The organism is Ruminiclostridium herbifermentans, assembly GCF_005473905.2.
Taxonomy (GTDB): Bacteria; Bacillota; Clostridia; order Acetivibrionales; family DSM-1351; genus Ruminiclostridium; species Ruminiclostridium herbifermentans.
Genome location: NZ_CP061336.1, coordinates 918,459 through 937,971, shown reverse-complemented (window position 1 = coordinate 937,971; position 19,513 = coordinate 918,459). Strand labels below are relative to the sequence as shown.

Here is a 19,513-nt window from a genome sequence, read left to right as displayed (position 1 = left end):
TTAAAATTGCCACATTTAAAAGCTGAAATCCATATTTACAAATTATGACTTAATAATAGAATCTATATCTATGGTAAGTCAAGATAATCTAGTAACTCTTTATTATTCGTTAATAAATCAAGATATCTTGAATTTGTTTTTACAAATTTTTCTTTTGCAATAATGTAATGCTTCTTTGCCAGTTCTTTATTATTATAATTTATATAAAGGTTCATTAATGTAACATGGACAATTCCGTTCTCTTCCAAAGCAGATTCTGTAATTTCAATACATTCATCAAGCAGCATTTTTATTTCCTCAAAACTTTTCTCATCTGAAGGATTTTTATTTATTAAGCGATTTGCCAGTCCCTGTAACAGAAATAACCGGTTTTCAGGCAAGATATTTTCCTTTTTCAGAGTTTCTTTCGATAATGCGATAGACTCATCCTCTCGCCCATCATTTGCCAAAGCGACTGTAAGATGGTGAATTGCTGTTATTTTATAGTATTCAAAGCCATCAAATAGTTCAATTGCCTTTTTATAATGCTCAATCGCTTTGGTAAAATCATTATTATTCATATAAGCATTCGCACGAGTTCCTTCAATTTGACCTAATTCCAACCTATTTAGGCTTTTTTGTTTTAATAGATTATCCAGTAATCCATGGCATTTTTCAAATTCGCCCCTTTGGCTAAGCCTGTTACATTCTTTTATATTCCGCAAAAATTCCGTCAACTCAGGCTCCTTTGATTTTTCTGCAAAATGCAACTCAAGTGATTTAAGAATCTCATCGTTCATTTGTTTTATTTCTTTTAAAGAAGGATATCTTTCGAAAGAATCTTTTTCTAAAGAACCTTTTTCGAATTCTATTCGCTGTTTAGTGAGCCGCATATAAATCAATGCATCTGCTAATTTGTTAATTTTTATATAAGCTAATCCTGCAGCAAAATAAACACCAATAATATTATTGCTATAGCCGTTGCTTTCAATAAAAGCTTCAGCTTGTTTAACTTTTAGTAACGCATTTTCATAATCTCCATTTTGGAAATATGCATGAGCAATAGAAGCCATTTGTGCCACAGCTCCATCATTATCTTTTAGTTCTATCTTTATATCAAGAGATTTATTAAAATACTCAATTGCATCATCAAACTTTTTATCTTGTAAACAGAAGCTCCCTAAATTATTGTAACATCTTCCAACCCCTGCATAATCCTCTGCTTCTTTGTACCTTTCAAGTGCAGTGTTTATACCTGTATATCCTGATTCACGGTCACCATTTGAATAAGCACTAAGAGCCTTTGTAGCTATTGCCTGGGGACTTTCTTCGTCGATGGTAGCTTCTTCATCACAGTTCTTCCATCTTTCTATCATTTTATGTATGTTCTCAGAATGCTCAATATATAAACTATTTTCAAAACAGGTTAATAAATCATATGCATATTCAATGGCTTGTTTATGATTATTATTTTTGACCAATTCATTGCAATGTGCAACAACAGCGTATATTAATTGTTCAACGTTACCACTCATTTTCAGCAATTCCTTGCCCTTTTGATAATAATCTGCTGCACTAGGTTGATTGCCCTGCTTCAGCAGAATATTGGCAATTTCTATATTGGCCCAGCCCCTGTATATATCAGAAGCTTTTTCTTTTAATTGAGTTACCTGCTCAAATAGGCCAAATGCAACTTCAATATTACCCAGCATTAATTCCGCACATCCCAAATTATATAGTGCTTCTGGCATATATAAAGAGTCCTTTGCCCTTTCACAGCTATCTAGAAAACACTCTGACAGGTCCTTTAGCCTTCTTGGCTCATTTTGAGCAAGATATTTTCTGCTTCCCACTGAGAAATATCTCGGTATCTCCGAATAGCTGCCAGTATATTCTAACCAAATGATGTTCTTTCGCCAAGTATCAATTGTATCACCAAATATCAAAGGATATTTAATATCTTTGGGTAAAGAAATATCCTCCTCTTTTATTTCTTTGACAAGCTGTGAAAGAAAAGCATGTGCCTTCTCATAATGAATAAGCAACTTTACCATATTAGTCTTAAAAGCTTTGGCTTGCATATCATTTTCCTTTTTTAAATATTGATCAGCAACTTTCTTTGCACAATCTAAGGCATCTGCATTATTCCCCCTCCTTACAAGGAGTTCAACATTAATAAGTTCCTTAACTATACGCTTACTTGTATTTACAATTACATGCTCAAGAAGAGCTATTTCATTTAGCTTTTGTTGGACAACATAATATTCTCCCAATGATAACAACACTTTACACTGTTCACAGACAATATCAAATAAAATCTCGGCACACCCCTCTTGCTTTGCAAGTACTTCTGCCTGCCCTAGTTCGTTTATAAAATTATCCGCATCATCCGACTGTTTATAATTAATTCTGGCCAAATTAAAATATACCGTTACCAGCGTTGATATCTTTATTGCCTTCTGTGCATGTTCCTTCGCTTTACAAAATGCACGTTGTGCTTGTTCTAATTCATTCTTTGCCATATAGTAAATTCCTATATTATTCCAAATGGTTGCACTATTGCTTAATAATTCCTTTGAAGCAGCTGGACTAACTGATATTTCCCCAGACTTATGCAATACCTCCATGAATTGGAGGCAACCCAATGCATTGTTAAAGTTCTCTTGAGCAGTTTTTAAATCTCCATTTTCTAAAGCACATATAGCAATAGTTGAATATGATGGTAAGTCAATAGGGTTAACTCCCTTTCTTTTGAGTGTTGCTTCATACATAGAACCAAGCTTACGGGCATTTTCTCGTAAACCTATTCTGTTTAATAAGCCTATGCATAAAGCTACACAACCATTTTCTGTAATATGTGTTGAGTTCATAAGACTACTAATACTAGATGCTATAATTTTGCTAGCATCATGCTCTTTTATATTATTATTTACAGCTTGGAATTCATCGCTTTCAATATGTAGTTGCTTAAAGAGATCAGTCAGTTCTGTTTGTAAAAATTGAATATTATCACCATACTTTTCCTTGAGTTTTAGAACATTCCTATGTGGTGTGGAACCTGGCCTGATTACCCATGTAATATTGGATTTATTCGATAATGCATCCTCAATTGGAATATAATCCAAATCAAAAGATAAATCTGCTCCCGAAAATCCCATAAACAAAACATGCTTTCCTTCTACTATATTTTTTAAAACTATTCTCTTTGATTTTGATAATCCTTTTAATTTCTGTGATGTAGTATCAATAAGAGTATCATAGTTTGTGGCAGAACCATGAATTTTAAATAGTTTGCATCCAGTTTTGTTCATACATTCGTTATAATCGTCCTCTGTGACAATAATATTCAGAGGAACAACAGCATCTCTAAAAGCCTTCTCTATTAATGTATCAAAATTTGTTGTAACAATTGAACTAACTATGCCTCGTTTTGCCAATTCTACAATACTTCTATGATTAAAATTGGGTTGTGCAGAATTTAGCAAGGTAAGCAGCGGAAAATAGCTTTCTCCAGCAATGGAATTTACAAAAAAGTCCGATACACACTCAACCGGTAGCATGTCTCCTATCTCTATAGGCTTTACAAGTGGATCAGACTCAGGTAATAGCCTAATAGTTTGTGATTTTATTTCATCAACAATCAGCTTATTAAATTCCCACCAGCTAGGAAGATTTGAGGGCGGAGCAGCTGAAATACCGGCACCTGCCACAATAATCAAATTTTTCTCTTCTATTGCTTTTTTTAACATAAGAATCTATAACCTTCCTTTATAATTATGGACCAACAGAGAATTTGGACGTTTTTATTTTAACTTATATTGATTAATTTCATAATATACATCAGCTGTAGTCATCTTCTTTTTCTCAGATAAGTCAAACTCCATACTAAAATCTTCAGATTTAATAAAATCACAAAACTCACTTAAATATTTCATATGCAAAATTAGCCTCCACAAATCTATCTCAACAAATCCATTATGTAGCTTTTTCAAACAGACTTAAATTCTAATTGTATTAATATTATATAATTCACCAATTATTTGCAATAAATATATGACTAAATTTTTTTATCAAGCCAATCTTTCATTCATCCACTACTGAACAATGCCCACTTCTTTTTTTTAATAAAATTACTGCATACTGAATTTTTATAAGAGGATAAACCTATTTTGTAAAGACCAATTAAAGTGTCAAAATGCGAAAAACAATAAAAGCATCTCACCAGATGCAAGAAGTTTTAATTACTCTTATTAAGCGAAAAGAACTTACCCATTTAATTGATAGGCTTCCCTTATGGTAGACAGTTAAAATAATAAAACTCCTCTTAATTTTGTGCCTACAAAACCTTGACATGTTTATCATTTCATTTTTTCACTATCTACTTTACATAGAACATATCAATTTAATAAGTAAGTTCTTTACTCTATTTAGTGATATTTTTTATAACTATCCTTTAGATAACTGCATAATTACTGTTGTTTAGTATTTGTCTAACTATTTCTGTAAGGTCATCGTCATCAATTGAGCCGTTTTCAACAATATCGGCGTCATATTTTGAAGTATCTGTATCCTCAGCTGCATCACCAAAATACCATGCAGCTATGCCTAAGTCCAAAAGTGTGAACTCACCTGAACGGTTAACATCATATGCATTTCTCTCTATTAGTATTGTTTTTTCACCGCAGTTTTCTTCTTCAATATCCTTTTCCAAATTAGCATTATTTGCGATACGTCCATTAATTATATCTATCTTAGCCTCGCCTGATGCTTTAGCTTTAAATGTTAACTTTAACAGTATCTTGTCACCATTTGCCGCATTAGCTTTGCCAAGACTTGCTGTAATATATCGCCTAATACCACCCGTTAAATTGTCTTCCTTGTAAATCTTAATACCGTCAGCACCCTCTGCACTGATAAATTCCAATTTCGAAGTATCAAAGGCTATTTTTATATCTTCAGCGCATATGTTTGTTGAATTGTGAATTACAATATCAGCGGTTATTTCGTCACCGACCTTTGCTTTGTCTACAGAAACTACTTCAAGTGTCTCTTCTATATTTGGAAGGGTTACAGATACTTCATTTGAATTTGCACTCTCCACATTTGAGTAACTTACGGCACTTACAACATAATAGTATGTATTTCCGTTAACTGCCGTTGTATCGGTATATGTAATTGCAGAACCTGTTGCTATTGTTGTGTAAGGACCACCTGCCTCTGAAGAACGTTTAATGTTATAGCTTAATGCACCTTCAGATGCTGCCCAAGATAAATTGACTTTTCCATGGCCAGAAATAGCTGTGAGATTTTCTGGTGCCGGATACTCAGGCGTGTATTCTTCTAGTGAACTAAGATAGTTTTTGCTGTCAAATCCTCCTATTGCATATATTTTTTCATTAAAAAGAACTACTGTAAAATATCGTCTTGTATTAGTCATTGATGCCCTGCTTGTCCATTCATCTGTCACCGTATCGTATTCCTCAATTGAGTTAAGATAACCACCATTATATCCACCTATTGCATATATCTTCCCATTTGCCGCAATAACTTCATTAGTAGATCTTGCAGTAGCCATTGCTGCCATAGTTGTCCATGTATTGCCCTGAACTGCAGATACAGATACCGTTGATAATACAAACATTAGTACAAAAATAGTACTACATAAAGTGACAAACTTTCTTTTCAAATTCCCCATTATTTCAACCTCCAATTTGTTTTTTCCTGTATTATACATTTATGTTGTGTTAAATGTAAGACTGATATTTTATGTATTTAAATTTTATAATTAAAAGTTTAGGGAATGCTATGTATTTTTAATAATATTACTAAGTAATCAGTATTAATAATTTATCATTACATTAATATATTAATATTTACATTTTAGTTATAATATGTTAACATAACGTTGTTACTAAATATAATATTTTAGGATGTATTTTACATGAATAGAAAAAACAAAAATAAGTACTCTATTTGTATTACTACTAGTATTAAGTATATTGCTTAGTAATACATATTCTTCAAATGACCTGAGGTCATCAGAGTTTAAAAACAATACTATCAGTTAGATAGATATTGTAAGCGAGCCTATTTTAAAAAGCATTGATTTAAGTAAGCTGAAAAGTGAAATTCTTAAATCCAATAAGGACTTAAAATCAGAATTTAATATGAAGATGTCTAACTCATACGATAAAAGTTCTGCCAATACTAATTCTAGTTCTATGATATGAAAGATTCTACAAAATCGGTAGTTTCCATTTCAACATCCTTTATGAATGTTTCACCTGTATTTAACACAATCTCTGCACAAAGAGGGTTTACTGACATTTTAGGTTTACTTCTCTTTTTTAAATTATTAATATTATACGGAATTTCCCTGAGTTCTCCGACTTTAGTACTTTTCCCAACTTAGTTAGTTATATCCAATTACTGCATTCAATTTCTGAAAAGAATAAATAAATATTTTTTATAAAAGTTTCACTGCTTGAATAAGATATGTAAACCATAATATTACCCTCTCTTCTTGGAAACATCCTACCTTAAGCATCTTTTCAGAAATTTCATCGTCAAATACATAACCTATTTTATTGCCATTAAAATTCAACTCAATTTGTCCCTCAAAGACATTGAAATCATCATCAAAACTTCAGGTGTTAAAAGCAAAAGTTCTTTTTTATCCTCAACTATCCTATATTTAATTTCAAACACTATATATCATCTCAGTATAACTATCTTCATATCATTTCACCTGCATAAAAATATTAGCCCACATATTCAACATTTTCGCCATCTTATTAGCAGCATACAACTTTCCATCCTATTCTGTAATTATTTTACAAACAAAAACTAAGTAACTAGTATATGAAATCCAAAAGGTAAAATAAAAGAAGATAATAAACTATCACGACTTAGGCTCTAGTAGTAAATCAATTAATGTCTTTGTTATTTCGTTTGACTCAAACTCTATGTATTTGTATGAATAATTAATTAAATCTTTAGGTTCACAATAATTTTTTGGGATATATACATGATAATTGCTAGTATTCAGAAACATATAAATATTCTTGATTTTATACTCTTTTTCGTCTGCGAAATCATGATTTGCTTCTATTAGATATAAATTTGCATTATCTATATTTAAATTATCAGCATAATCTTCCTTTACTACTTTCAAACTGCCAAGGTTTAAAAACATTTGCTTTGTAGCCCAAAGTTTAACACCATCTCTTTTATTAGATGCGAAATTATCCTCTTTACTTCCAACCGTCTTATTACATGGTTCTGCATTGCTGCCATGTAAATCTGTTGTTTTATAAATTGTTACTTCCGTGCCTTGTATTTCTCTTAAACATGTATCTTCAATTGCATTCAAGCAATTTATTGTTATTTTATTTGAATTACCGTAAAAATAAAGTACAATTAAACATCCAACTAGGATTAATATAATAGCAAATATCTCTAAACCAATTTTCTTTTCTTTCATTAAATAATCCTCCAAAGAATATAATCATTTTCTAATTTTATCAAAAATTGGTAATATGTCAATTTATAAACAGTAGGCTCATTTTGTCTCATAGCCTCTATGCTAATAAATTGTTATTGATTATTTAATTCTGGACTTTTTAGTTTTTTTGGACTATTCATAAATGATAATCATATTCTTTCAATCTGGGTTTATCATTTTGCTTGTTATCAAATCTATTCTGCATTCATGCATTAATATAATTTACATGTATCAGCCGTTATAACTAAATTACTAAAGATAAAATTGATATCTGAAAAGCCCTAATAAATGGAAAAAGAACTTACCTATAATAGCAAGTTCTTATTACAGTATGTATTTACTTTTTGATCTTTAAGTGCAGAACTTATTATATCCTCTTCAAATGAAATCCTATCCATCAATAGCATGTAGCAGAATAAACATGTTTTTACCTGTGGGGTTTTTAGGCCCTTCTTTATCTTATCCTTAAAGGAGTCATTCTTGAGAAAATCTATAATTTTCTGCCTTGTACTTTTTAGGTCTACTCTTAACACATTCTGCAATTTGTCAACAAGATACACGTTGTCAATAAATATATCAATGTTGTCTGCAGTAAGCATATTCTTAAGAATGTGTCTGCCAATTGTCTTACTGGCAACACCCAGTCATTCAACCTTAAAAGAACATATGGAATTGCACTATAAATCTTTGCTCCAGAAATAAGCTTCAACGCTTTCTCTCGTACATATCCATTTCTATTTAGCAAAGCAACTCCCAAAAGATGTATAGATATATCCTGGGGAAAGTTTAAGAGTTTAACCATGGTTACAAAGCCAATTGCAGTAAGTCAATATTAACTTTAATCATCAGCCCCTAATACTCCATCTATGGCAAGTATATCAATTTATCAGACTCTTATTGGTTAAGTATTTCCTAAGTACTAAAATTTACTGTTTTATTCTAATGTATATTTTACAAATATCAATATAGAATTTATAGCAATACTAATACGATAAATTACAACGCACTTAATATTCTCAGTTTTTAGTAACTAATAAATTTATATCAATTGATTTTTTAATTGTATCACCTACAGAATTATCATAATAACTATATTCAATATTTCCTTCATTATTTATTTTTAACTCTGGTGAATAGCTTTCATTACTAATATTAATTTCACCTATTTTGTCATAATACCCAATTTTAAAATCTTTAGTTATATAGTACATTTTATAAATATTTAAATTACTTGAACCATATTGTCCAAGCAAAAATTCATAATTTCCATCCTTATTGTAGTCTTTTAAAGTTATATTCACCTTATCTTTAATTGTAAATTCATCCCATTCACTTATTTCATAAGAATCTATAACCCGACCATCTAAAGAATCAATAATACATAGCTTAAATTTTCCTGTCCAATTCCCTCCAAAATTACTTCCTGGAGTGTATTCTTCATAATATTCACCTTTATACAATCTAAGTGATAATATATAATTATCTTTATTCATATCATCTAATGAACAACTTCCTAATGTTACCTCTGTTTTAACTATAATATTTTCTTGTTCATTATTGTTTTTATTTTTTTCATTTTTGCTAACTAATTCTTTTCCATTGCAACTACATAAAAACATAGAAATAAGTAGCATTACACAGATTAAATATTTTATTCTCATAATTATTCCTCCATATATTATTAACTTAATATAAGATTAGTTTAGTGCTCAGACTTGTAGATTAAGTCCGAGCACTAATATTTTAAATCCCAATTAATTCCGTTTACACCACTACTTGATGGCCAGTAGCCCTTCATTACTTGCAAAAATAACTTGTTACTTGATTTCCATGGTAACTCCTATTACATTGACTCTATGAAACTCAATATTCTTTATAACCTCAAAATGCTTATCCTGAGTTACTAATACCTGAGCGTTAGAAGCTATAGTACAATCCACAAATTTATTATCATCTGCATCATTAGTTATCAAGTTCCAGTTATAGTAAATATCAACCTTGTAAACATTAGGCAATAATAATAGTGAAGCTTGTTTTGTACTGTCGCATAAAAAACTTTTGTAATTTCAGCATTCTTATCATAATCAATGCTGCACTGCGCATAGATATCTGTAATTTTTTGATAGAAACGGCGTTAGGATGCCCGAATCTCCCTAGCGCGTTCCAATAACTCATCAAAGTAGTCTTTTCCGAAGTGTTTACCATTCTTGAGCCGTTCATCATCCAGGATAAAACCTTTGATAATAAATTCTCTTAAGTTTTTTGTTGCCCATATTCTGAATTGGATTCCCTGCTTTGAACGGACTCTATAGCCTACTGAAATTATTACATCTAGGTTGTAGTAATTTGTATTATAATTTTTACCGTCTGCAGCAGTTGTTCGGAATTTCCGAACAACTAAATTCTCATCTAATTCTCCTTCTTCAAATACGTGTTTAATATGCTCACTGATATTGGCTTTGCTGGATTGAAACAACTCCACCATTTGAGCTTGTGTTAACCATACTGTTTCATCTGAAAATAAAACACCAATGTTAACATTTCCATCTTCCGTTGTATAAAATAGTATTTGACCTTCTTTAGGTTCTATATTATTGTCCATTATCACACCCCCACTCAAAATCGTACCCTAAGATATTAGCAATTCGTTTATATCTTTTATTCGTCCATCATTCAAATTAAACAGTTTTGATACAGTAATCAAATCTGGAAAATATCAAGCAATATCTTTTGAAGGATTCCGACATAAAAAATAAAAGTCTGGAAGAACAAAAAAGAATCATCCAGACATATGTACGCAAAATTGTGGTGTACGATACTCACATCGAAACAGACACAATTTCTTATCCCAATTATCTTGAAGGGCTAATTTTATTGCTGTTTCAGCTGCTAGTAAATATCCTAACCCAATTTGGGAAAGCTGCTCACTTAAAGTCCTATGCTTATTAATCCTCCAATTCAGATAGGCATTTTTATGATTTCTATGTTATATTTAAAAATAGACATTTAGATACCCCCAATTACAGCAAATGCACTGTTTACTTTCTTCATGAAGTCTTCCTCAAACTTGCCGCACTTATCAAGCTTTATTGCAGACTTACTATCCCAAGTGTAAGTTATTGTGAATCCCGGACAAATGTTTAAATTTGGATAGTTTTTATTCATTATCTTTTCTTGAATAATATTCCTATCATCGGCTCCGATCATGCAACTGGCTTCCATCTCATCAAAGTAAGTCATAAACTCTGGTCTTTTAATTTGTCTCAAATTCTTATATTCTTTTTTCCAGTATCTAAGGTATTGTTCAAGTGTTAAATTCCCACTAAACCAAAGCAGGTTACTTGAACGGTAGGAAACATGAAAATTAGGTTCTATATCAAAGCCCTGCAATTTAAGCTCTAGTAATTTATCAGTATCCATATTTTTAAATGACTCTTTTGCAGCACTCATGGTATCTCCTGCATGTAACCATACCGTTATGCTCCAGCCCTCACCATTTTTGCTGGAATCCAAAGCTATTTGCTTAACTGTATTTTTCCCGCTTTCAATATAGTGTTTCCAACCTCTATGGTACTTTACTTCCGGTTTCTTGCCCCTTATAAGGAAGTTAGATAATGCCAAGTTGCACCTCTTATCAAGTAAATAGGTGTTTCCTTTACAAACCTCAAATGTAGTATACGGGTTTAACCATGAATATTCATTATCAACATATTCAATAAAGTCTTCTACTAAAACTTTCTCTATTCCATTTAACATACTGTTCTGAATTAAAGAATTAAGTCCGGTCAGGATAGCCCTCCACGATAAGCAACACGGTTTATCTACTATTTTTACTTCCACACTGTCGGGTATATTAGGATTCAGTTGACGTGTCCAGATATTGTCCTTTGAAGGTTTATTTTCAATTATGAAAACCCATGATGGATTACACAGAACTACCCCGTCGTACCGAGCTTTTCTATCCTCATTCTGAACATTTGCACCGCCTTCAAACTTATCATCAGAAATAATTACTGAAACCAAAGTACGTCCATCAACCAGCCCTGAAGTGAAAATATTGTTCGTATCAGATAGCTGAGTATGAACCTCCTCCACACTCAAGTCGCCACTTGCAATAGAATGGATATTTTCCTCATACATCTCTTTCCTTATTAACTCAAAGAACATAACCTGTACCATAGGAATATTCTTTACCAGTATCAAGAAACTTCTTGTAAGCTCGTCCTCATGGCTGTTGGATTTATTTTTATAAGCGTTAAATACATTTAAATGGTTCATATGTACACCTCTCGGATAATCGTTCTTATGTTGAGCAATCTTGCTAGTACACTAATTCAACATCTTTCAAATTATTCCTGCAAAAAGTAACATTTGAAAAAAGGGTAACCCAAAATTCATCCTTCTCTCAAGCACTATTCATCCTTCTTATTCAGAGCACTTGCAATTATTTCACATTTTTATACTGGGGTCCAGGAAATCAACTACAGAGTGGGATATTATTGCAATGGCAGCCTCATATTTTCTTGCTCTTTTTATACCGTTTCTTAGAAATATTAATGATTGGGGTACTCTGTGATCAATCATTAAATATGCTTCATCTGATATGAGCAGTACTCTTTCCTCTCATTTCCTCCTGAGTCTTGTTTTTTGATGCTTTTGAATTTACTCTTTTGCTTACCTGTGAAGCTTTGGTATCGTTTCTATTTATATATGCCAGAGCTATTACACCACCTACAACTGCTACTAGTGGAAATATGATTGTTAGTAGATTCATTGGGTTTTTACCTCCTTTGCTTTATATTTTCTTTCTAGACAGCTTGAATTTTTAATCATCTGAAATTTACTTCCTTTCTAATTTTTTCTTTTAAATAGCTGATACCATCTTTTAGAAGTTAAATGATTTTTGAGTAAACAAAAAACAGCCTATTTCTAAGCTGTTCCATTTATGACTTGCTTGATATGTTAATTACTTATTCTTATAATACACACAAACTGCACAAATAAATAATTGAATTTCTTATTTTAGTATTGTATTAAACATTTTTAATTTACCAATTTTTCACTGTTATAAAGTTACTTCCTCTAAGAATATTTGTAGCAGTCCCTAGTTATATTATTAGTCAAAGATAATCTAACTATTTGGAATTTTAATACTTTTTAAAATACCATAAACTTGATCCTTATTTTTTTCAAATAAATCTACACTAATTCTTATTTGCGCCCCATAAAAAGCTCCATCTCCTAAAGTGAGGTAAATATAGAAATATCCGTTTCTTTCAGTGTAAGAAAGTTCACCATTTATCTTATCAGTTGTAGTAAATAGCTCTTTCGTTACATTATTTTCAAAATGACTAAAATCTATATGTCCGACAGCATGATATACATAAATGCTATTTAAATATACATTTTCTTCAGAATTAAAGAATTCTTTATTATCAACAGATATAGAAATACCTCGCTCAGGATTGCCATCAGGTGTAGCAGTATCTTTTTCATCATTTGGTTTTGAAGTTTTCCATTCAGAAGGATATTCCACACTGAATTTAAATACATCATCATAGTATGTCTCAGGATTATCAATCTGAGAACTGCTTATTTCTCCAAATAAATTTGATTTTTCTTCCGTATCCTTTAATTGATTTGATGATGTAGTTGTTAGGCTAATTTGAGTATTTTGCGGTTCAGTCTGACTAATTTTATTGTTTGTACCACAACCTGATAGTAATATTACAATAGCTAGGACTGATGTAAAAGGTTTTAATCTTGTTAACCAATTCATATTATATACCTCCATAATTCTAACTCATTTCATTATATTATATTTAGCTCAATTTGATTATTATGGATTAAAAAATAAATGTCTTCGTAAAATAAAAATATATAAAAATAATTATACTTTACGAAGACCTATTTAATTATTTATTTAAAGTAAAAGGCATATATTTTTGAGATGCTAATTGAGAATATGTCCAATATGTAATACTACACACAGGACCAGCTTGTTCAAATGCCTGGACCCTTGATTCATTAGTAAAATTAACAGAAATCAGAAAAACATGTCCACCAGCACTATTTCTATATACAACTGCATCCCCCATTTGTAATAATTGATATGAGGCTAAAAGATCAGTTGTTGAAGGAGAATTTTCATTATAACTACCTACTTTGGGGTAAGTAGTACCTAACCCATTATAAAAATCTAGTGTTGTTTGTCTTAGTATACCCCACGAAAAACTCGTAAACCCTGAACAATCATTGCCATATTTAGGTTGATAGAACAGATTCCATTTGGTATCGTAATAAGGTTGTGGCGTATAAAAGTCACTATAGGACATTGCAGCTATAAACCCATTTCTATCTACTTGTTTTTCTTGTGTATATGGTAGCCCAAGATAAGAAGTACCGGCTGTAAATACCCCGCCTCCCCTTTTAGACAAATTTTTAGTAGGTGTCCATACATACGATAGCATAGTCATAGCCCTATCATAAATTGCTTGTCTTTCATTAGAAGTCAAAGAAAAAGTAGATATCGACTTAGAATTACTATTACTACTGGTATTTTTAAGTTTTTGGTTTAGAGCCTTTGCTTCTTTAATAAGATCAACTTCTTTTAAAACTTGGACATCAATAAATCTTTCAAAACCACCATATGAGACCTTGATTTTTGCATGGCCTTTTCCTTCTGCTAATATTCTACCCTCCATTACAATTGCAACGTCTGGATTATCAGTTTCCCATACTGCATCATAATTAACATTTTTCTCAGAATTATCCTCTAACGTTGCAATGGCATCTATAAATTCAGAGTATCCATTACTTTCTATAATAACACTACTTGTAGAAGTTTCTAAACCAATGCATTCTTTTGCTGATGTAGCAGATAGTTGATCAGATGTCGCAGCTAAATCATTATTTTCTGCATATATATTTGATATTGATATACAGAAACACAAAACCATAATAATACATATAATACTCTTTAATCTTTTCATAAAACACCTCATATAATTTATTTTGAGAATGGGATTATTATAAAAAATGCTATCCTCCTTCTTATAATCTCTCTTCTCAAATATCGCATATAGGTATATAATAAATATATCCTTTTCTTTGAGAAGAGGAGTGTTGAACTTCCGAATCAAATATACTGGGATAAGTAGGAGTTGATTCGGAAGTTTTACATATTTTTTAAATCTTTAAAATATATGTAATTTGTTAATAATTTATCATGCATTACCATTATATTCAGTACTAATTTGAGATTGGAGTACATTGTTCCAGCTGAAGCCTTACCTATTTTCATCAGAAGCTTTACTATTCTGTTTATTTGTGGCTCCAGTACTTCCTTCAGCTCTCTATGAATGATTTCGGTTATAAAGTCTATATCGTTTTTGTATCCATCTACGGCTAAACCTTTTTCAACAAATTCCCTTACAATGTCCGAGACTGTTAGTCCCCTTATTGCAGCAAGCTTCTCTATTTCTTCAATGCTCTTTGCTTTAAATCTGATTGACCTTTTGTGTTCATCAGGATTGCTCTTTTTCATGGTTTTGTTCATCCCCTTCAAAACAATATAAGTTTATAAGCAAAAATTAAGAGCTGCGTTTTTTATGCAGCTCCTGTATTTTTGGTTTTATTAAATTTATCTGTTCTAGTCATTTTAATTTTACTGATTGCAATTGCTATCTGTTATTTCATTTGCCATTTTTATTATCTCAATATATCTTTGTATTTCTAACTCTACATTTTCTGCTACCAGCAGTACCATTTCAGATGGGTCATTCTTTGTGTGATAGCTTGTAAAGCAAGAATAATACCGTTTTCTGTCACTGTACTTTATATTGATTGGAGGATAGCCCTGCTTCATCAGCTCCAGATTTAATATAAGCCTGCCTGTCCTGCCATTTCCGTCAATAAAAGGATGTATTGCTTCAAAATCAAGGTGAAACTTTGCTGCTCTTTCTATTATGTGCCCTAAACTGCTCTGACTATAGGCACTTATCAACTCCTCCATTTGTACAGGAACCAAATACGGCTGCGGAGGTGTATGCGCTGCTCCCATTATCATAACAGGTACTCGCCTGTATACTCCTCTGCTTTCTCTTTGATCCATTAGGACAAGACTGTGAATGTCTTTAATTACTTTTTCCGATATATTCTCTTTTTCCTTAACAAGTTCCTCTATATATGAAAATGCCTCTTTGTGACCGATTACTTCCAAATGCTCTCTAAGAGACTTTTCACCAATTGTTACTCCCTCATTTAATATTAATGCCGTTTCCTGTAATGTAAGGGTATTTCCTTCTATTGCATTCGAGTTATATGTATAGTTTATCAAGAACTCTTCCTTAAGGCGGTTTACTTCTCCCTTTGTAAGCGGTCTGTAGCTATTAAGCTCATTTAATAAAGCATCAATACCTTGTAACTTTTTTATTAGCTCTCCCATTTAAGAGTCCCTCCTAAAAAGCTTCTCATATAGGATAATATATTATTGCATTTCATTAGTCAATATTGCCTTGGTCACTCTAAACCCCTCAATCCTTAGAATTGCTCTTTATCATGGTTTTGTTAATCTCCTTCAACATCTATTACTATCTTAAATACAGTTGCAATTATTGTCATTACCGGCACAGTTAAAAATGAAAGAATCCGTGTAAATAACATTACCTTACTATAGTCAATATTAAATAAACTTATTTCTTGAGGATTATGATATCTAATTACAGTAAAGGATTGTCTGAAAGACCACCCAATGCTATTCTGTGTTCTTTCTTCCACACCTCACCATAGTAATGTCTTGTTATACAAGCATGGCTTATTGCATCTATTGCCGCCTCACATACAGTTAAGCTATCCCCTTTAAAGTGGGCTTCTCCATGAAGGTTCTCGTCTTAGTACTTATAAATAGCCAGTGCCGATTCAATGTTATTATCTATTGCGCTAACAAATGCATTTTGCAGTGTTCTAATAGATACAGGTACTTTTTCTTTATTCAGTATATAGTCTATAATACTTGTAGCTTGTATACTCTTGCCCTGAGCTGCTTCACTTAATATATCGTGACAATACTTAATTTTTTGTTCAAGACCAGCATATCTTCCCTTAAACAAATCAAAGTTTTCATTATTAATTGCTGAATAAATAGATTCTAATTTATTTGACAATATATTTTCAGAATCTCTATTCTAATAAGTCCTGATCGTTTTGCGAAGTCTTCCTTTGCAGCTGAATAATTATCATTAACATAATGTCCGTTGTGAACTCCATTATCAGAAAATATCTCTTTCCCATGTAACATACTGTATGCTGTCAACCTTTCGCATTGCAGGCTTCAATTCCGACACCTTGCATGCGCCCAATATTACATTATTGTATTCAGATAGCAGTTTGTACTTTTCCAGCTTATTGAAATTCAAGTCTGGTGCTTTAAGATAATTTTCTTCCTGTTCCTGAAAGTTAACAATTAAATCTAATATCATCTCGACCTCAGCTCTATCATGCTTATTGTTGTAAGAAATAGTATTAGTATTGCAATTGATATCGCATATGTCATTGCCATTTCTAGTCACACATATTTTTTCAGTATCCCAATTGTTTTCTCTTCTGCTGGTATTTACAGAAATAGCACCATAGCCTCTAGCCTTCAATTCATTGATAATTCTTGTAGCTACTGACTGGGAAATAAACTCTAAACTTTTCATTTACTTTCCTCCCCTGTTTTTTGATAACAAAAAGGACTGTTGAAATACGTCTCAACAGCCCAATTCATATTTTCATTTATTTTTTAGACGCAAAAAAGAACTGTTTCCAGTTCTTTTTGCTGGTGGTTGTATTTTAAAATTTATAAACCTTGTAATATGGAGTTCCTATCTAAATTCGAACTGCAGACCTCATCCTTACTTTATTATCAATCTTCACTTGCCGATATAACATCAGCAATTTTACTTATAGCTTTCTTATGAGTCTTGTCAAACATATGAGTATATATTTGGCTTGTAGTACCTACCTGTGAGTGTCCTAAAGCTTTGCTAATGTCATATAAATTCGTACCTAATTCATTAGCAATGCTTGCAAAAGTATGTCTTAAATCGTGTAATCTTAGAGGCGGTAACTTATTATCATCAATAATTTTCTTGAATAGATCGCTTATATAATTAGGTCTATAAGGTTCTCCATTTTCCCATGCTACTATGTATCCCTCATCTTTATAAGCCTCTCCTAATAGCTTTTTTTGCTCTTCCTGCTTGTTTTTAATAGTAATGAGAAGGTTTATTATTTCATCAGGTGCATATAGTGTTCTATGGGAAGAACTATTTTTTGTACCCTTTACTACTGTCTTTTTTCCTGCTTGTGTTCGTGCCTCTGCTACAAAAATAAGTTTATTCTCTATATCAATGTTATCCCATTTGAGACCTGCAATTTCTTCTCTTCGTAATCCTAGCATTCCCGCAAGTTTTACAACTATCTCCATACGGTTATTTTCAACCAACGAAAATAGCATTTTTAGTTGATCTACACTATAAAAATTCATCTCATTTCTATTTCTCTTTATAGGTTCAATTTTATCTAATGGGTTTCTTAGAATCTTTTCTTCGTTTACAGCTTGTTTCAGAGCTTCTTTTATTAAATCGTAATGCTTTCTTATAGTATTATTGCTTAATCCTTCTACTTTCTTATTTTTGAAATATTTATTTAGAATAGTTGTATTTAATCCTTGCAGTTTATAGTTTCCCAAAGCAGGGACAAGATGATTATTGATTATATTTCGGTATCCATAAAGAGTTGTTTCTTCACATTTAATTGCTTTAACATCATCAATCCAATATATAAGCCATTCCTTAACAGTTTGATTAAAAGGGATCACCAATGTACCTTTAATCTTATCTGCATTAAATTGCTTTAAAGCCGTCTGTGCATCCTTCTTATTTTCAAATGTTTTTGTAGTCTTAATCCTTTTACCTGTATCATCCTTACCATAATCCATAGTTACGTAATATAGATTCTTAATATCATCATAAGCAATGTTTTTTTCAACGGCTACTCTTGCCATAATATCACCGATTCCTTGTCTACCTAAAACAATAATTACAGTGATATTTTAACATTGGTTTGTATTTTTGTCTACCTAACGTCTACCCAAAACATTTGAAAATAACAAAAACCGCTATTTTAGCGGCTTTAATTGGTGGAGGCGAGGGGAGTCGAACCCCTGTCCGAAACCGTATCCTCATGAACTTCTACGGGTGTAGCCTATGCTTTGTGCATTGCTCAGTATCCCTTACGGGACTTGAGCCCTGCGTTTCCCTACGATGAACCCCCACAGGCAGGGTTTCATTTTCGGTAGCCTTTAAAGTCCGATTCAGCTCAAGGCTACGGCTGAATTAGTGCTAGCATTTGACCTTCCCATGCAAAAGGACTGACTTGATGACGCCAGCTACCCTAGGTGCAGCTAACCCAGGACTGACGGGCTGCCCTTAGGCAGCAACTAATTCGAAATTATCGTTTTTAGCGTTTAATTTTAATTTCTCGTTTTTTAAGAGGCCAACGAGAATCCTCTACCCGCTTATCAAGTCTCAACAATCCCGTCGAAACCATTACGCCCCCATGTATAAAACAAAACTACGAAAGCTGAATTGCCATCGCAATTATTGTATCAAGTACACAAGTTGGCAAGCCAACATTGTAATGTTAATCAAAACTACAACTACTCAACCATTATTATTGTTCTATATCAATAATTTTAGTAGCCATGCAGTTTTCCTCATGGGCATATAAATTTTCAAGAAAGAATTTCTTCTTAAAAATTCAAGCGTTTAAGCTTTTCAATTAAAATATTCAGTTATCAAAGCACTGTTTACATAATATCACTTTTCTTACAGAATATCAAGTTACTGTTTCTGGAAAATCTGTATATTTTCTATACCCACTAAAATTGTATCTGAAAATGCATATTACTAATCGCAAATCCTTAACTTCTCATTTACTAACTTCATCTATAATTAACTATTATATAGCCTTACTATCGCAAGA

Annotated in this window: 17 protein-coding genes, 1 other RNA gene and 1 pseudogene; all 19 read right to left on the bottom strand. The window is 31.9% G+C overall.

Annotated elements, in window-relative coordinates; all coding sequences use genetic code 11:
- Window positions 1–68 precede the first annotated feature (68 nt).
- Window positions 69–3,728, bottom strand: coding sequence for a tetratricopeptide repeat protein (locus EHE19_RS04200; protein WP_137698035.1), 3,660 nt, complete (start codon window positions 3,726–3,728; stop codon window positions 69–71).
- 54 nt (window positions 3,729–3,782) lie between these two features.
- Entirely contained in the window at window positions 3,783–3,914 is a 132-nt protein-coding gene (locus tag EHE19_RS19915; protein WP_280513963.1) for a hypothetical protein, read from the bottom strand.
- Window positions 3,915–4,432: 518 nt separating this feature from the next.
- The gene (locus EHE19_RS04195; RefSeq protein ID WP_171003596.1) at window positions 4,433–5,674 is read right to left on the bottom strand and encodes a cohesin domain-containing protein; all 1,242 of its coding nucleotides are present in this window, start codon (window positions 5,672–5,674) and stop codon (window positions 4,433–4,435) included.
- A 1,206-nt stretch (window positions 5,675–6,880) separates the two neighbouring features.
- The gene (locus EHE19_RS04190) at window positions 6,881–7,462 is read right to left on the bottom strand and encodes a hypothetical protein (protein WP_137698033.1); all 582 of its coding nucleotides are present in this window, start codon (window positions 7,460–7,462) and stop codon (window positions 6,881–6,883) included.
- 547 nt (window positions 7,463–8,009) lie between these two features.
- Entirely contained in the window at window positions 8,010–8,228 is a 219-nt protein-coding gene (locus EHE19_RS19550; protein WP_137698032.1) for a PDDEXK family nuclease, read from the bottom strand.
- A gap of 271 nt (window positions 8,229–8,499) precedes the next feature.
- Window positions 8,500–9,144: a hypothetical protein gene (locus EHE19_RS04180; RefSeq protein WP_137698031.1), complete on the bottom strand. Its 645-nt coding sequence runs from the start codon at window positions 9,142–9,144 to the stop codon at window positions 8,500–8,502.
- 156 nt (window positions 9,145–9,300) lie between these two features.
- Window positions 9,301–9,498 carry a PIN domain-containing protein gene (locus EHE19_RS04175; protein WP_171003594.1) on the bottom strand — a complete coding sequence of 66 codons (198 nt, stop codon included), beginning with the start codon at window positions 9,496–9,498 and terminating at the stop codon, window positions 9,301–9,303.
- Window positions 9,453–9,968, bottom strand: a pseudogene (gene rhuM / locus EHE19_RS04170) (RhuM family protein). Before rhuM ends, EHE19_RS04175 begins: the two are co-directional and overlap by 46 nt.
- 521 nt (window positions 9,969–10,489) lie before the next feature.
- Window positions 10,490–11,761 carry a hypothetical protein gene (locus tag EHE19_RS04165; protein ID WP_137698030.1) on the bottom strand — a complete coding sequence of 424 codons (1,272 nt, stop codon included), beginning with the start codon at window positions 11,759–11,761 and terminating at the stop codon, window positions 10,490–10,492.
- Between the two features lie 316 nt (window positions 11,762–12,077).
- Window positions 12,078–12,257, bottom strand: a complete 180-nt coding sequence (locus tag EHE19_RS04160) for a hypothetical protein (protein WP_137698029.1) — start codon at window positions 12,255–12,257, stop codon at window positions 12,078–12,080.
- Between the two features lie 357 nt (window positions 12,258–12,614).
- Window positions 12,615–13,262: a hypothetical protein gene (locus tag EHE19_RS04155; RefSeq protein WP_137698028.1), complete on the bottom strand. Its 648-nt coding sequence runs from the start codon at window positions 13,260–13,262 to the stop codon at window positions 12,615–12,617.
- Window positions 13,263–13,398: 136 nt separating this feature from the next.
- On the bottom strand, window positions 13,399–14,475 hold the full coding sequence (locus tag EHE19_RS04150) for a hypothetical protein (RefSeq protein ID WP_137698027.1): 1,077 nt from the start codon (window positions 14,473–14,475) through the stop codon (window positions 13,399–13,401).
- Window positions 14,476–14,660: 185 nt separating this feature from the next.
- Window positions 14,661–15,029 carry a hypothetical protein gene (locus EHE19_RS04145; protein WP_244648326.1) on the bottom strand — a complete coding sequence of 123 codons (369 nt, stop codon included), beginning with the start codon at window positions 15,027–15,029 and terminating at the stop codon, window positions 14,661–14,663.
- Between the two features lie 120 nt (window positions 15,030–15,149).
- Window positions 15,150–15,929, bottom strand: coding sequence for a Fic family protein (locus EHE19_RS04140; RefSeq protein ID WP_137698026.1), 780 nt, complete (start codon window positions 15,927–15,929; stop codon window positions 15,150–15,152).
- A 122-nt stretch (window positions 15,930–16,051) separates the two neighbouring features.
- Window positions 16,052–16,261, bottom strand: a complete 210-nt coding sequence (locus EHE19_RS04135; RefSeq protein WP_137698025.1) for a hypothetical protein — start codon at window positions 16,259–16,261, stop codon at window positions 16,052–16,054.
- A 113-nt stretch (window positions 16,262–16,374) separates the two neighbouring features.
- On the bottom strand, window positions 16,375–16,647 hold the full coding sequence (locus EHE19_RS04130; RefSeq protein ID WP_190530477.1) for a hypothetical protein: 273 nt from the start codon (window positions 16,645–16,647) through the stop codon (window positions 16,375–16,377).
- Window positions 16,648–16,752: 105 nt separating this feature from the next.
- A complete protein-coding gene (locus tag EHE19_RS04125) occupies window positions 16,753–17,184 on the bottom strand; it encodes a hypothetical protein (protein ID WP_137698024.1) in 432 nt (143 codons plus the stop codon).
- A gap of 206 nt (window positions 17,185–17,390) precedes the next feature.
- Entirely contained in the window at window positions 17,391–18,533 is a 1,143-nt protein-coding gene (locus tag EHE19_RS04120) for a tyrosine-type recombinase/integrase (RefSeq protein ID WP_137698023.1), read from the bottom strand.
- Between the two features lie 133 nt (window positions 18,534–18,666).
- Window positions 18,667–19,087, bottom strand: a transfer-messenger RNA (tmRNA) gene (ssrA, locus tag EHE19_RS04115).
- Window positions 19,088–19,513 lie beyond the last annotated feature (426 nt).